Origin of the sequence: Bacillus sp. FSL K6-6038, assembly GCF_038050455.1 — a bacterium.
GTDB lineage: Bacteria > Bacillota > Bacilli > Bacillales > Bacillaceae_G > Bacillus_A > Bacillus_A pseudomycoides.
Window position 1 is genome coordinate 2,030,003 of sequence record NZ_JBBOUH010000001.1, and the last position, 15,726, is coordinate 2,045,728.

Sequence of the window (15,726 nt, forward strand, 5' to 3'; positions counted from 1 at the left end):
GAGGAATCATCTTGTTAAATAGCTAAATTTTTTAGTATGCTGGACAACAGAAGTATAAGTAGGGGATAAATCAGGGAAAGAGGGATTATTTTGCGTTGTATAAATTGTGGGAATCCTTGTCCTGAAGGTCAATTTAATTGTGAAGATTGTCAGCAAACTTTACATAATGGAACAAAAGAGGAGACCTCACCAATCGAAAAAAATATGGAACAATATGTGGGAGCACATTATCCATATTATAAAAGAAAATGGGATAAAGAAAAGAAACGAATAGCAAGGTGGAGCTGGAATGGATGGGCTGCTATTTTCAATGTCGGATGGTTTGGTTATCGAAAATATTACTTACCTGCTTGTTTATTTGTAATTTTATTAGTAGCTTGTGATGCATTTTCATACTATATGGGATTCAATGTAGCACTCCCCATTATTAACATGGTTCCCCTTACCTTTTTATTGCTCATTTTAATGATGATAGGGGTCGGAATTTTTGCAAATGGGTTATATTATCGATTTGCTGAGCGGAAAATATACCGGATAAAAGCAAGAGGGGTAACGAATGGAGATGTTGAGCGTTATCTCATCCGTGATAGTGGAGGAACAAGTAAAATGGGAGCGGCTATTGTTACAATTTTGACAGCTGCTAGTATATTCATGAGTCACTTTTTCTTTCCTACAGATCAAGATGTTATTCAAAAAGTACGAGCAAGTTCCCTTTATGAGTATCCTTTTTTTTCTATTGGGGAATCTTTTGAACAGCATTTTAAGCAACCAACCTGGGTTTATTACCGCGGGGGAGATGGATTGGAATTAGTAGAATTTCATGGATACAATCATGGTATGACAAGACAAAAAATTATCATTCAATTTGTTGTCGATTACAGGTTGCATGAAATTGAACCCTATTCTCTTACAGTTAACGGTGAGCCCCAAGGTGAAAAAGAGTTTTTGAAAATGATGGAAGATGTGTTTCGTACGCAAGATCTTTTTGAGTTGGATGACGGATTACAAAAAGATGAAAAAAAAGAAATGTTATAAGAAATGAATGTAAAAGCAGATGGAGCAGCTTTTACATTCATTTCTTTTTTTATTTTAGGAAAGAAAAATATTTAAAATAATCAGAATTTTTTGTATAATAATATTATACATGCTTTATTGTATACATACAGATTGGGGGAAGGAATAATGAAGAAAAAAGTTTCAACGCTTGCTGCACTTGCATTATCAACAAGTATGTTCGTTGCAGGTTGCGGGAATGGGGAGAAAGCATCGACAACGAAGAAAGAAACAGGTAAGGGGATGGCCGATAAACAAGTGCTAAACTTACTAGAAACAGCAGAAATTCCTTCGATGGATACATCAAAATCAACAGATTCCGTATCATTTCGAGTATTTGTAAATGCAATGGAGGGTTTATATCGATTAGATAAAGATAACAAGCGAACTCCAGGTATGGCAAAAGATGTGAAGATTAGTGAAGATAAGAAAACATATACTTTTGAATTACGAGATGCAAAGTGGTCGAATGGTGAGCCAGTTCGTGCACAAGATTTTGTATATGGCTGGCAACGTGCGCTTGATAAAGCAACAGCAGCTGAATACGCATTCATTTTATTTGATGTAAAAAATGCTCAAAAAGTTAATAAGGGGGAACTACCACTTGATCAGCTAGGTGTAAAAGCAAAGGATGATAAGACACTAGTGGTAGAACTAGAACAACCAACTCCATATTTTCTTGATCTTACATCATTTCCAACATTCTTCCCTTTAAATGAGAAGTTTGTAAAAAAACAAGGTGATAAGTATGCATTAGAAGCTGATAAAATTTTATACAATGGACCATTTACGTTAAGTGAATGGAAGCATGAGCAAAGCTATCAATTAAAGAAAAATCCAAATTATTGGGATAAAGATACTGTAAAACTAGAAGAAATTAATGTCGGTGTCGTAAAAGAAACGAGCACAGGTGTGAACCTATATGATAATGATCAAGCCGACCGCGTAATTTTAACTTCAGAGTTTGTTGATAAATATAAAAAGAATAAGCCAGATGAATTCAAAACGAAACTAGATCCGCGTATGTATTTCTTACGTTTTAATCAACAAAATGCAACATTTAAAAATCAAAAAGTGCGTGAAGCAATTGATTTAGCTTATGATAAAAAAGGTATTGCAAATGTCATTTTAAATGATGGCTCATTACCAGCATATTTCTTAGTACCAGAAAAATTCACAACAGGTCCGGATGGAAAAGATTTTCGTACTGTAAATAAAAACTTCCGTGATAGTAAAGACAATGCGGAAAAAGCGAAAAAGTTATGGGAAGAAGCGAAAAAAGAACTGGGTCAAGATACAATTACGGTAGAATTACTAAACGATGATAATGGTAGCCGGAAAAAAGTTGGCGACTTTATTAAAGAAGAGCTTGAGAAAAATTTACCTGGAATTAAAGTGAATTTGAAACAACAACCGTATAAACAGAAATTAGATTTAGAGAAGAAATTACAATATGAGTTTTCACTATCAGCATGGAGCCCAGATTATCCAGATCCAATGACGTATATTGATATGTTTATTACAGGAAGTACATTTAATGAAATGGCGTATTCAAATCCGAAATATGATGACCTAGTTGCTAAATCGAAAGGTGAGTTGTTAAAAGATGATGCAGCGCGCTGGAAAGCACTTGCAGAAGCTGAAAAAATCTTAATTGGAGAAGATACAGCGATTTCACCTACTTATCAGCAAAGTACAGCATATTTAGAAAAAACATATGTAAAAGGAATTGCAAATCATACATTCGGCGGCGATTTTAGTTATAAATGGGCGTATATTACAAAAAAATAGTATAATAAGAGATGCGCGAATTTTCGCTCATCTCTTATTTTGTAAGGAGGACTTATGTTGATAAATGGCTTTAATCATCTTTGTTTTTCGGTTTCAGATTTAGAAAGATCTATTCAATTTTATGAAACAGTATTAGAGGGGAAGTTATTAGTAAAAGGAAGAAAACTCGCATATTTTGATATATGTGGAGTGTGGGTGGCACTCAATGAAGAAGCAGATATTGCACGAAATGAAATTCATCAGTCATATACACATCTTGCATTTTCTGTTAAACAAGAGGATTTTGGTCGACTATTAAAGCGATTAGAGGAGAATAAAGTTCATATTTTACAAGGAAGAGAACGTGATGTAAGAGATTGTCAGTCTATTTATTTTATTGATCCAGATGGACATAAGTTTGAGTTTCATTCAGGTACACTGCAGGATCGCTTAAAGTATTATAAGGAAGCAAAACCACATATGAAATTTTATTGATGAAATAAAGGGGGATGGGAAGAGCATGCATGCGCTCGTTATTGGAGGGACAGGGATGCTGAAGAAAGTGTCCGTTTGGCTTTGTAATCAAGGGCTTTATGTTTCTGTTATTGGACGAGATAGGAATAGGTTAGAAGATGTAAAAAATACATGTAATGCTCCAAGAAATGTTACATGTATTTCTCTTGATTACCACGATAGTGATGCTTTGAAACAATCTATTAAAGATACGATTAAACAAAATGGACCTATCAGATTAGTCGTAGCTTGGGTACATACAACTGCTAAAAAGGCGCTTCAAGTAATTTGTGAAGAAATTGAATTACATTCTAAATCCTATAGTTTGTTTCATATATTAGGGAGTAGTGCATCTCGATTGGAACGTCAAAAAATAGGAAGTGCTTTCTGTAATTATCATAGAATTTTATTAGGGTTTATTTTACAAGGTGAACATTCAAGGTGGTTGACTCATGAAGAGATTACTGATGGAGTTATAGCAGGAATTCAGAGTAAACAAAGTGATTGTATTGTAGGAACATTGGAACCATGGGAATTACGACCAATTTGATGAGGGGGAAGAAAACGAATGAAAACGACTTTATATGTAACACGTCATGGAGAAACAGAGTGGAATGTGGCAAAGCGTATGCAAGGGAGAAAAAATTCTAATTTAACCGAAAAAGGGATATTACAGGCAAAGCAGTTAGGGGATCATATAAAGGATATACCACTTCATGCGATATATAGTAGTCCAAGCGGGAGAACAATGCATACGGCAGAGTTAATAAAAGGAGAGCGGAATATTCCAATTATAGCTGATGAGAACTTTTATGAGATTAATATGGGGAACTGGGAAGGGCAAATGCTTGTGGATTTGGAAGCGCAGTACCCAGAGGAAGTACATACGTTTTGGAATGAGCCACATCGTTTTTGTTCGACATCAGGCGAAAATTTCTATGATGTGCATAGTCGGGTGATAGAAGGAGTAAACCTTCTTTTAGAAAAACATAAAGGGGAAAGTATTTTAATCGTATCTCATGCAGCAGCTGCAAAATTACTTGTGGGACATTTTACTGGTCTTTCTGTTGAAAGAGTGTGGGATGATCCATTTATGCATAGTGCGAGCTTAAGTATCATTGAATTTGAAGGAAAAGAGGCTAGTGTTAAACAGTTTGCCGATATAAGTCATTTTCAGCAAGTATAAAAAGACCGCAATAGAGCGATCTTTTTACGTTTACTGTTAACAATAAGGGATAAAGAATTAGCAATTACGTTTTCTAAACCAGAAGTGATCGACTTTTTTCCGTTTGCAAGATGAATGTTTGTGATGATCGCACTCATGGCAGCTTGAATGACAGTCATCATCCCATGAGTGATTGCAAGATTTTTTATCATGATTACGGATAAAAACACATTTTTTACAGAAACATTTCTTCACACGTGTCCGTTTTGTAACACAAGTGGACTTTTTCACACGTGTCCGTTTTGTAACACAAGTGGACTTTTTCACACGTGTCCGTTTTGTAACACAAGTGGACTTTTTCACACGTGTCCGTTTTGTAACACAAGTGGACTTTTTCACACGTGCCCGTTTTGTAACACAAGTGGACTTTTTCACACGTGTGCGTTTTGTAACGAACGTACATTTTTTCACACGTGTGCGTTTTGTAACGAACGTACATTTTTTCACACGCGTACATTTTGTAACGAATGTCCACTTTTGTACACGTACACGAGTACGCTTCGTAACAAACGTACATTTTTTCACACGCGTACATTTTGTAACGAACGTACATTTTTTCACACGTGTACATTTTGTTCGAGGACATTTACAGCTTGTTGTACATTTATGACCAGAAAATTTATTATCGTCACAATCAAACTTACTTGGGTCTTGATGTAAAAATTCTTCCATCCCTGCACTTTTGATTTCCTCAACGGCTTTTTGAATATCACGTTTCATAGAAACCCTCCTTATCGCTAATTAAAATGAAAAAGTATCCTTTTACATTAATCAGGATATGAGGAGAGAATTTCTTCTGTATGAGACAAGAGCTTAGATTTCAATAAAAATAGACATATAGCGGATATATGGACATGGACAAAGCAATGAGCATACATTAAATGGAGAAAAAAAGAAGGGATGGGAGAACATGTTGCCTTCTTATGATTTTTTTATTCATCCGATGTATCTTGTTGAATTAAAGAAGGACATTTGGTCTGATAGTCCAGTGCCTGCTAAATTAACATATGGGAAAAGAAAGTATGATATTGACATTGTATACCGGGGAGCACATATTCGAGAATTTGATAAAAAATCATATCATGTTATGTTCTATAAGCCGAAACAATTTCAAGGGGTGAAAGAGTTTCATTTGAATTCTGAGTTTAAGGATCCGTCACTTATAAGAAATAAATTATCGCTTGACTTCTTTAGTGATATTGGTGTGCTTTCACCAAAATCTCAGCATGTTTTTATTAAAATTAATGGTCAAATTCAAGGGGTATATTTGCAATTAGAATCTGTTGATGAGAATTTTTTGAAAATCCGTAAATTACCGAGTGGGTCAATTTATTATGCGATTGATGATGATGCGAATTTTTCTTTAATAAGTGAGCGTGATCAAGATGTTAAAACAAACTTATCTGCAGGCTATGAGTTTAAATGTGCGAATGAACATAGTGAAGAACAGCTTAGTGAATTCGTTTATCAGGCAAATGCACTATCGCGAGAAAAATATGAAAAAGAAATAGTGAATTATCTTGATGTTGAAAAATATTTGCGATGGTTAGCAGGTGTTATTTTGACTCAAAACTTTGATGGGTTTGTTCATAACTATGCATTGTATCATAATGATGAAACGCATTTGTTTGAAGTGATACCATGGGATTATGATGCTACATGGGGCCGTGATGTAGAGGGAAGGCCACTTAATCATGAATATATTCGAATTCAAGGGTATAATACATTGAGTGCCAGAATTCTTGATATACCAGTATTTCGAAAACGTTACCGCAATATCCTTGAAGAAATTTTGGAGGAAAAATTTACGGTTTCTTTTATAAGGCCACAAGTAGAGGGAATGTGCGAAGCGATTCGTCCGTATCTTATTCAAGATCCTTATATGAAAGATAAAATAGACATTTTTGATAAAGAAGCAGAAATGATTTTTCAATATATCAATAATCGTCGGCAATATATTGAAGAACACCTCCATGAATTAACATAATGTGAAAAGGGATTGATTCGTTATCAATCTCTTTTTTGTTATCCCGCTATTAGCGAGTAGTAAGATTACTATATTAAAATTTATATTAGGTGAAGGAGGGAGCAAAAAACGAAAGATTAAAGATTCATCTTATTTGAGTAGGTTTCAATTGCTCGACGTTGTGGAACATCAAAGTAATAATGCGTCTATTAGTAAAATGATTGTAGAAGATTGGTAATTTTTAGGGATCTCACCATTCTTTAAGTGTATATGGGGATTAGTCTTTCATTGCTCAAAAAAGAGTGCAATTAGAGTAATGATTTAACAAAATAATGGTTATATATGGTAAAATACAACCGAATGGGACAGGGAGATTTGGTTCATTAGAAATATAATGAATATTTTAATAAAATAATTAGAAAAAGAATGCGTGCCTATAATGAAGATCTTAAAACGTATGATATTCGAGAGAAATTAAGATATATTCATTTCCCTACTCTCATTTTGTGTGGTCAACATGATGTTCAATGCCCAGTTTTTTATTCAAAGGAAATACATAGCTTGATTTCAGATTCAAAATTAGTAATTTTTGAAAATAGTAATCATTTTCCTTTTGTTGAAGAGAAGGAATCTTTCGCAATAGATATCCGAAATTTTACAACTATTTAATTCGTTTATACAAATGGAGGTGAACTTTTTATATTTTTTATTTCTTAATCAACAATAGGAATTAACAGAGATTATAGTAAGATTTTGAAGGAATGGTGTATATTCTGTTATTTTTGCTAAGTATAGTTTAGTTTTAAGTGAACAAGTAGTCTATTTTTCATTTGCAGTGAAATTACGTATTGTTCAATGTGAGTAGAGAATATCTTTCCTAGGATGGTGAGAATATGGAAGTGAAATGGATCGATTGGGTAAAACAAATACAAGCCATTGCTCAGGCTGGTTTAACGTATTCAAAAGATGTGTATGATATGGAACGTTTTCAACAATTACGTGATCTTTCAGTTACGATGATGTCTCATTATACGAAGACAGATTGGGAAGTGGTAGAGAGATTATTTGCCAATGAAATGGGTTATCAAACACCAAAAGTAGATATTCGGGCTGTCGTGTATCAGGATGGAAAATTATTATTTGTGAAAGAAAAAAGTGACGGGAAATGGGCTCTTCCAGGTGGCTGGGCAGATGTTGGCTATACGCCAACAGAAGTGGCAGCAAAAGAAGTGTGGGAGGAAACGGGTTATAAAGTTGATCATTTTCGATTATTAGCAGTATTTGATAAAGAAAAACATTATCCATCACCATCAGCAATGCATGTATATAAAATATTTATTGGTTGTGAAATTGTTGGGGGCGAAAAACAAACAAGTATTGAAACAGAAGAAGTGACCTTTTTTGGTGAAAAGGAAATCCCAGAGTTATCGACTGCTAGAAATACAGAGTGGCAAATTAGAGAGATGTTTGCCTGTATGAAAGATAGGAATAAAAGCTCCTTACTTGATTAAGAAAATATGTAAAGATAAGAATAAAGATAGTTTAACAGTACTCCAACAGAAGTCCCCTTCCTCAAGCACATGCAGGTCATAGTCCAGGGATCATTCACAGCGTATAAATCTCTTTTTCTTTCTATTCGTGCCTGGTATATTTATAATGAATTGTACATATTTTGGGTAAAGAATGAGGAATATATTGGCATGCATAAATCTTTGTGGGATAATAAGAAGGTATGTAAGCAGAAAAGGAGATAGAAAAGCAAATGTTAGCAAATTTAATAGAGCAGTTATTGCAATTTTTCGCAAGTTTAGGATACTTTGGAGTTGCTTTAGGGCTAATGATTGAAATTATTCCGAGTGAGATTGTCCTTTCTTATGCTGGTTTTTTAGTTGCGCAAGATAAAATAAGTTTTATTGGGGCAGTAATCGCCGGTACAATTGGTGGTACATTAGCACAAATCTTTTTATACTGGTTAGGATATTACGGAGGGCGTCCGGTAGTTGAAAAATATGGTAAATATTTATTGATTAACAAGCATCATTTAGATGTAGCCGAAAGTTGGTTTAAACGTTATGGTGCGGGGGTAATCTTCTCTGCTCGTTTCATCCCAATTGTACGCCATGCGATTTCAATACCAGCAGGATTAGCGAAAATGCCTTTAAAACTTTTTACACTATATACAGTAGTTGCGATTATTCCATGGTCAATTCTCTTTATTTATTTAGGAGAAAAACTAGGTGGGAATTGGCGGCATATTAAAGAATATGCAGCTGATTATACGCATTACATAATTATTGGGGCAGTGCTCTTTATTGCTCTTTATTTCGGTTTAAAGGTATTGAAAAAAAGAAAAACAGTTCGTTAAAGCCAATGATTTCATTGGCTTTTTTTATACGTTTCAGTTCTAAAATAAAGAAGTTGTCCATAATGTGTAGTAATAAAGCGTAGCGGGGGAATGAAATGAAAGGATCACCGTTTTTACGTGGAACATTATTTTTAACGATGGCAACGATGATATCTAAAATGCTTGGATTTATATATGTTATCCCATTTACAGCGATGGTTGGTACTAGTGGATACATATTATATACATATGCATATCGGCCATATACAATTATGCTGAGCATTGCAACGATGGGATTGCCACTTGCTGTTTCTAAAATGGTTTCAAAATACGATGAGTTAAATGATTATCATACAGTAAAACGGGTGCTAAAAAGTGGACTGTTTTTTATGGTTTTTATGGGAATTGTTTCATTTCTAGTTCTTTATATGTTAGCTCCATATCTTGCAAAGCTAGTGATCGACGGAAGTGATCAAACTGGTAATAGTATGACTGCTGTGACGTATAATATTCAAATTGTTAGTTTTGCATTATTGATTGTACCAGTAATGAGTTTATTGCGCGGTTTTTTTCAAGGATTTCAATCTATGGGACCGTCAGCATCTAGTGTAGTTGTGGAACAGTTTTTTCGTGTCTTAACAATCTTAATAGGAAGCTTTGTTGTTTTGCATATTTTGAAAGCGTCTGTTTCGTTAGCGGTTGGAGTTTCAACTTTTGGTGCATTTATGGGGGCAGCGGCAGGATTGACTGTTTTGATAGGGTTTTATATGAGAAGGCGGAAATATTTAAAACGGAAAGAGATTGCCAGTATCCCACAGACAACGAAGTCCTTTTTTGCTTTATACAAAGAGCTATTTACGTATTCAATTCCATTTGTTGCTGTTGGGTTAGCGATTCCGTTGTATCAAACAATTGATACATTTACAATCAATAAACTTTTAATAGAGATAGGTTACGTACAAGGTGAAGCAGAAAAAATAAATGCAATAATTGGGCTTGTCCAAATGGTTGTACTTATTCCTGTATCCGTTGCAACAGCTTTTAGTATGTCTCTCGTTCCTGAAATGACGAAAGCTTATACAGTTGGAAATGAACAATTATTATATAAGCATTTCACGAAAACGAATTTACTTGTTGTAGGGATTACAATTCCCGCAGCAATTGGAATGATTATATTAGCCCAACCTATATACACTCTTTTATTTGGAGTAGGAAATAATCCAAGTTTAGGAAGTGTTATTTTACGGTACTATGCACCAGCGTGTATATTATTTTCATTGTTTACAGTTACTGCTGCGATGTTACAAGGGATTGATCAGCAAAAAAAAACAGTTCTAGGTTTAACCTTAGGAATTATAATAAAGATTGTACTAAATATTATATTATTGCCGTACTTTGACTACACCAGTTTTATTATCTCAACATATGCAGGCTACACAGTTTCAGTTTCATTTAACTTGTGGATGCTGTCTAAATATGTTATAAAGGCAACATGAGCTTTTGAAAAGACAGAGCAATCTCTGTCTTTTTCTATTTTGAAAGAAATTATGAAGAAAAGCGTTTTCAAAATAATTTTCTATTGAAATTTAAACGTTTGTTTCATATGCTGAAAATAGCGGTTCAAAAACTGTTGTTTAAGTGAGGTAGATTCCCACATGTAAAAAGAATCGGGGTGATAGTATGTTAAATATTTATTTAACAGACCGAAACGGAAAACTACAAGAAATAGAGGAAATTCAAAAAGGTTGTTGGATTAATGTACTCCATCCAACAGAGGAAGAAATTCAATTTCTAGTGCAAACATTGAATGTAGAATTGGATTTTATTAAAGACCCTTTGGATGATGAAGAACGATCTCGGATTGAAAAAGAAGATGACAATGCATTAATTATCGTTGATATTCCAACAGTAAGGCATGATGAAGAAGGAAATTCAATATACGACACGATTCCAATTGGTATGATTGTAATGCCGGAATGTTTCGTTACAATCTGTTTAGAAGAAAATCCGATTTTCGAGCGATTTATTAATCAGCGTATTAAAGAATTTTATACTTTTAAAAAGACTCGTTTTGCATTGCAGCTCTTATATACGATTTCTACTTATTATTTACGATACTTAAAACAAATTAACCGAAAAACAATCGACCTAGAGCACGAGTTAAATAAGTCGATGAAAAATAAAGAAATCTTTACATTATTAGGTCTTGAAAAGAGTTTAGTGTATTTTACAACATCTTTAAAAGCAAACAAAATTGTTATTCAAAAGTTAATGCGCAATAATACGTTTATTAAAATGTATGAAGATGATCAAGATTTACTAGAAGATGTATTAATTGAAAATAAACAGGCCATTGAAATGGCTGAAATATATAGTAATATTTTAAGTGGTATGATGAATACGTTTAGTTCGGTTATTTCTAATAATTTAAACAGTGTTATGAAGTTTTTAACTTCTATGACAATCATATTATCAGTGCCAACAATGGTTTCCAGTTTTTTTGGAATGAATGTTCCAGTTCCTTTAAGTGAAAATCCGCATGGTTTTTTAATGGCTATGATTATATCCGCAATATTATCTTGCGTAATGGCCTTTATTTTTTGGAAGAAACGTTATTTTTAAATCATATGAAAGCTGTTCTAGCATAGTTATCAAACTGCGCTAGAGCAGCTTTTTTGTCGTAATAAAACGTTTCTTATATACAATATGTGTATTGAGGAAAAACTTATTTCCATGATTTGTAGATTTGAAAAGGGCTTGTTCAAATAATAAATTGAGGTTAAAATTACATATTGTTAATGAAAAGATGGAGGAAATACATCATGGAATTGTTTCAGTTACCGAAAGCATTCCTGCAAATGAATACGATTTTTATCTCAATTTTAATTGAAGCACTACCATTTGTGCTAATTGGTGTATTTATTTCAGGATTCATTCAAATGTTTGTGACAGAAGATATGGTGGCAAAATGGATGCCCAAAAATCGATTTCTGTCTGTATTATTAGCTACTTTTCTTGGCATGATGTTTCCAGGGTGTGAATGTGGAATCGTTCCAATTGTAAGACGTTTAATTGGGAAAGGTGTTCCGCCGTATGCTGGAATTGCATTTATGTTAACGGGGCCAATTATTAATCCGGTTGTATTATTTGCAACATATGTTGCGTTTGGAAGTAGTATGCATATGGTGTGGTATCGTTCCATTGTAGCCATTATTGTAGCTATTATCGTTGGACTTATATTATCGTTTATGTTTAAAGATCATCAACTACGTGATGAACATTTCCCAGAGGTGGATCATAAGCGTCCTTTGCGTAAAAAGATGTGGGACGTATGTACACATGCGGTTGAAGAGTTTTTCTCAATGGGGAAATACTTAGTAATGGGAGCATTAATTGCTGCTGCAGTTCAAACATTTGTACAAACTTCAACACTACTTTCTATAGGACAAGGACCGTTCTCTTCATCAGCTGTTATGATGGGACTTGCGTATATTTTATCACTATGTTCAGAAGCGGATGCTTTTATTGCATCTTCGTTCCAAAGTACATTTTCAACAGCATCACTTGTCGCGTTCCTCGTTTATGGACCGATGGTGGATATTAAAAATATGTTTATGATGCTTGCGACATTTAAAACAAAATTTGTAATTGTTGTGATAGCTACAGTTACACTTGTGGTTTATGCAAGCTCACTACTCATTTATGCGATGGGGTGGTAGGTTATGTTTCGAGCATATATTTTACTCGGATTTACAATCTTAATTGCGCAGCTTCATATTTCAGGTAATATAACAAAGTATATAAATATGAAGTACGCATATTTATCAAAAACAGCTGCAATTATTTTAGGGTTTTTAACACTTATTCAAATCATTGTTGTTTTCCAAAAGGAACACAAAAAGGAAAAAGATCAGCACAGTTGTGGTTGTGATCATAGTCATTGTGGACATGATCATTCAAAAGATGAAAACACATGGTGGAAACGAACTTTTGCGTATACATTATTTTGTTTCCCTATTATTTCAGGACTATTCTTTCCAATTGCGACGTTAGATTCAGATATTGTTAAAGCGAAAGGATTTCATTTCCCTGTTGCGCAAGCAGAGAGTACAGATCCATTTATTACAAGGCAGTTTTTAAGACCCGATACGAGTATTTACTATGGAAAAGAAGGGTATCGTGGTGTGATGGAAAAAGGAAAAAAAGAATACGTCACAAAAGATAATATTGCCTTGAAGGATGAAGACTTCTTAAAAGGTATGGAAACAATTTATAATTATCCTGGTGAATTTACAGGTAAGACACTTTCGTTTAAAGGATTTGTTTTCCGCGATGATTCTTCAAAGAAAGAACAATATTTCTTATTCCGCTTTGGTATTATTCATTGTGTAGCCGATTCAGGTGTATACGGGATGTTAGTGAAAAAGCCAGATGGAGTAGAGTGGAAGAATGATGATTGGATTGAAGTGGAAGGTGAAATTTCAACTGAATTTTATCAACCATTCCATGCAAATATTCCTGTTTTGGAAGTAACAAAATGGAATAAAGTTGAACAGCCGAAAGAACAATATGTATTTAGAGGAGCCGATTGATTATAATCGGTTCTTTTTTATAGACATAAATTTATGAAAATTGCTAATATATAATATATAGTTCACCTAGTGTAATTTTTATATACAAGATGAACAAAAAAGCATAGGGTAGTTCCAATGTTTTCATATTAATTAATATATAGGATGCATGGGACTAGGAGAATTTAGGGAGTATTTATTTCGTTTTCATGTTATGAAAGGTTTATGAATGAATTAAAGAGGTGAAGGAAATGGAAGAAACAAATGGGAAAACAGTTAATGAATCAAGAGTTTTTAAAACAAGTCGTGTCTTTCCAACAGATTTAAATGATCATAACACATTATTTGGAGGTAAAATATTAGCTGAAATGGATATGATTGCATCTATCTCAGCAACGAGACATTCACGAATGGAATGTGTAACGGCATCAATGGACTGGGTAGATTTTTTACATCCAGTTCGTTCAACTGATTGTGTGAGCTATGAATCGTTTGTCATTTGGACAGGGAGAACGTCGATGGAAGTGTTTGTAAAGGTAGTAGCGGAAGATTTAATTTCTGGTGAAAAACGAATTGCAGCAACATCTTTTGTTACATTTGTAGCACTTGGGAAAGAAAATAATCCAGTTCCTGTTCCGCATGTAATTCCCGAAACAGAGGGAGAAAAAAAACTACATGAAATTGCTGTTTTACGTGCGCAACAACGTCATATTCGAAAAGCAGAAAGTAAGAAAATTGCAACGTTATTAACTTTATAAGTAATTTGAAATGAAAAGCGGACACCTAAATTTAGGTGTCCGCTTTTATAGTTTTTTCATCTGCATATCGCTCTTTCGGGTGGCTAACTAGCAAAAGCAAGCAGCACCGACGATAATTAAGAGGATAAATAGTACGACAAGTAACGCGAATCCATTTCCATGTGCGAAGCCCATTGTTATTTCCTCCTTTTATTTTAAGATACAACATACAATATGCAAATTCACTCTTGTTTGACAGGGACATATATCACGAAAATATAGATTTTTCTTGTATGTTAACGTGAAAAAAAGGAAAGATATAGGAATAACTGTTTTTGAAGAAAGGGTTTTATCCATGAAAAAATGTGTATCCATTTTGTTATGGATCATAGGGATATTCATATGGATGAACATCGATTTAGAGATGGGGAAGAAAATGACTAGTGGGCTTGAAATATCACAAATTCGATACGGTAATTTCCAATTATATACAAATGGAACGGATTTGTATCAAAATTTGTTTGATGATATAAATCGTTCAGAAAAGTATGTCTATATTCATTTTTATATTGTTGGTAAAGATGAAGTGAGTCGTAATTTTTTACAATTATTAGAGAAGAAAGCATCGAGCGGTGTGGATGTGAAATTATCAGTAGACCGTATAGGTGGCTATAAAATGAAGAAACAAGTGATTCAGCAGTTAAAAGAAAAGGGTGTTAAGTTTACTTTTAGTAAAAAGCCTAAATTAAAGAATTTGTTTTATTCATTGCATCAACGTAACCACCGGCGTATTGCGGTGATAGATGGAAAGATATCTTACATTGGTGGTTTTAACATTGGAAAGGAGTATCTCGGTAAGGATCCTAAATTTGGGAAATGGCGTGATTATCAGTTGCGTATTGAAGGAGATGGAGCGACTGATATGGAACAGAAATTTGCAGAAGATTGGTATGCGGATACTGGTGAAAAACTTTCTTTGTACAAAGGACCATCTCAGCAAGGAAATGCAAAGTATCAATATGTATTTTCAGATGGGAAAGGGTTATGGCAGGAATACGGTGCATTATTAAAAGGGGCTAAAAAATCATTAATCATTGCAACGCCGTATTTTGTACCAAGTAAGGAAATGATGGATGGTTTACAAGAAGCATTGCGGCGTGGCGTGACGGTAAAGATTCTTGTTCCTTTTAAAAGTGACGCTCTGTTACTAAAACAAGCTGCTTATCCGCATTTAAAAAAGATGCTGGATGCCGGTGCGGAAGTCTATCAATACCAGAATGGTTTTTTTCATGGAAAGGTGACAATAATTGATGATATAAGTGTTGATGTAGGAACAGCTAATTTTGACAATCGTAGTTTTTACATAAATACAGAGTCGGACTGTTTTATATATGATAAAGCAGTTGTAGCTGAGGTATGGAAACGACTACAAGAGGATTTTCATGATTCTAAACGCTTAACTGATAAAGATTTTGACAAAATAAATAGCTGGGATTGGTTTCTAGCAAAGGTAGCAAATGTTCTGGTATCCTATTTATAGGCATATA

The 15,726-nt window shown here is 34.0% G+C and carries 16 protein-coding genes; 14 read left to right on the forward strand and 2 right to left on the reverse strand.

What is annotated here, in order from left to right; translation table 11 throughout:
* Positions 1 to 90 precede the first annotated feature (90 nt).
* The 5 genes from NSQ40_RS10410 (at position 91) to NSQ40_RS10430 (ending at position 4,522) form a co-directional block, all read left to right on the forward strand.
* Positions 91 to 1,035 (forward strand): DUF2628 domain-containing protein, encoded by a 945-nt coding sequence (locus tag NSQ40_RS10410; protein WP_003206921.1) that lies wholly within the window; start codon positions 91 to 93, stop codon positions 1,033 to 1,035.
* A 147-nt stretch (positions 1,036 to 1,182) separates the two neighbouring features.
* On the forward strand, positions 1,183 to 2,844 hold the full coding sequence (locus NSQ40_RS10415; RefSeq protein WP_097786783.1) for a peptide ABC transporter substrate-binding protein: 1,662 nt from the start codon (positions 1,183 to 1,185) through the stop codon (positions 2,842 to 2,844).
* A 57-nt stretch (positions 2,845 to 2,901) separates the two neighbouring features.
* Positions 2,902 to 3,318, forward strand: a complete 417-nt coding sequence (fosB, locus tag NSQ40_RS10420) for a FosB/FosD family fosfomycin resistance bacillithiol transferase (RefSeq protein ID WP_018765467.1) — start codon at positions 2,902 to 2,904, stop codon at positions 3,316 to 3,318.
* A 25-nt stretch (positions 3,319 to 3,343) separates the two neighbouring features.
* Positions 3,344 to 3,886, forward strand: coding sequence for a short-chain dehydrogenase (locus NSQ40_RS10425; protein WP_003197109.1), 543 nt, complete (start codon positions 3,344 to 3,346; stop codon positions 3,884 to 3,886).
* A gap of 18 nt (positions 3,887 to 3,904) precedes the next feature.
* Positions 3,905 to 4,522, forward strand: a complete 618-nt coding sequence (locus tag NSQ40_RS10430) for a phosphoserine phosphatase 1 (RefSeq protein WP_097786784.1) — start codon at positions 3,905 to 3,907, stop codon at positions 4,520 to 4,522.
* A 57-nt stretch (positions 4,523 to 4,579) separates the two neighbouring features.
* Here NSQ40_RS10430 and NSQ40_RS10435 read toward each other — a convergent pair whose 3' ends face one another.
* Positions 4,580 to 5,281 (reverse strand): CotG/ExsB N-terminal domain-containing protein, encoded by a 702-nt coding sequence (locus NSQ40_RS10435; protein WP_341286106.1) that lies wholly within the window; start codon positions 5,279 to 5,281, stop codon positions 4,580 to 4,582.
* A 190-nt stretch (positions 5,282 to 5,471) separates the two neighbouring features.
* Here NSQ40_RS10435 and cotH point away from each other — a divergent pair, with 190 nt between their 5' ends.
* From cotH to NSQ40_RS10475, 8 genes are all read left to right on the forward strand, one after another.
* Positions 5,472 to 6,548 (forward strand): spore coat protein CotH, encoded by a 1,077-nt coding sequence (gene cotH / locus NSQ40_RS10440; protein ID WP_097786786.1) that lies wholly within the window; start codon positions 5,472 to 5,474, stop codon positions 6,546 to 6,548.
* A gap of 872 nt (positions 6,549 to 7,420) precedes the next feature.
* Positions 7,421 to 8,038 (forward strand): NUDIX hydrolase, encoded by a 618-nt coding sequence (locus NSQ40_RS10445; RefSeq protein WP_003197116.1) that lies wholly within the window; start codon positions 7,421 to 7,423, stop codon positions 8,036 to 8,038.
* A 251-nt stretch (positions 8,039 to 8,289) separates the two neighbouring features.
* Positions 8,290 to 8,892, forward strand: a complete 603-nt coding sequence (locus tag NSQ40_RS10450) for a DedA family protein (protein ID WP_003197119.1) — start codon at positions 8,290 to 8,292, stop codon at positions 8,890 to 8,892.
* A gap of 95 nt (positions 8,893 to 8,987) precedes the next feature.
* Positions 8,988 to 10,367, forward strand: coding sequence for a putative polysaccharide biosynthesis protein (locus NSQ40_RS10455; RefSeq protein WP_097786788.1), 1,380 nt, complete (start codon positions 8,988 to 8,990; stop codon positions 10,365 to 10,367).
* 184 nt (positions 10,368 to 10,551) lie between these two features.
* Positions 10,552 to 11,493, forward strand: coding sequence for a magnesium transporter CorA family protein (locus NSQ40_RS10460; RefSeq protein WP_003197123.1), 942 nt, complete (start codon positions 10,552 to 10,554; stop codon positions 11,491 to 11,493).
* 200 nt (positions 11,494 to 11,693) lie between these two features.
* Positions 11,694 to 12,590 (forward strand): permease, encoded by an 897-nt coding sequence (locus NSQ40_RS10465; RefSeq protein ID WP_003197125.1) that lies wholly within the window; start codon positions 11,694 to 11,696, stop codon positions 12,588 to 12,590.
* A gap of 3 nt (positions 12,591 to 12,593) precedes the next feature.
* Complete coding sequence (locus NSQ40_RS10470) at positions 12,594 to 13,463, forward strand: TIGR03943 family putative permease subunit (protein WP_003206931.1); 870 nt, start codon at positions 12,594 to 12,596, stop codon at positions 13,461 to 13,463.
* Between the two features lie 230 nt (positions 13,464 to 13,693).
* Complete coding sequence (locus NSQ40_RS10475) at positions 13,694 to 14,200, forward strand: acyl-CoA thioesterase (RefSeq protein WP_018781325.1); 507 nt, start codon at positions 13,694 to 13,696, stop codon at positions 14,198 to 14,200.
* Positions 14,201 to 14,287: 87 nt separating this feature from the next.
* On the opposite strand, the gene NSQ40_RS10480 is transcribed toward NSQ40_RS10475, so the two are convergent.
* Complete coding sequence (locus NSQ40_RS10480; protein ID WP_000505094.1) at positions 14,288 to 14,374, reverse strand: YjcZ family sporulation protein; 87 nt, start codon at positions 14,372 to 14,374, stop codon at positions 14,288 to 14,290.
* Positions 14,375 to 14,534: 160 nt separating this feature from the next.
* Between NSQ40_RS10480 and cls the strand changes: the two genes are divergently transcribed.
* Complete coding sequence (gene cls, locus NSQ40_RS10485) at positions 14,535 to 15,719, forward strand: cardiolipin synthase (RefSeq protein ID WP_097786789.1); 1,185 nt, start codon at positions 14,535 to 14,537, stop codon at positions 15,717 to 15,719.
* The last annotated feature ends 7 nt before the right edge of the window (positions 15,720 to 15,726 follow it).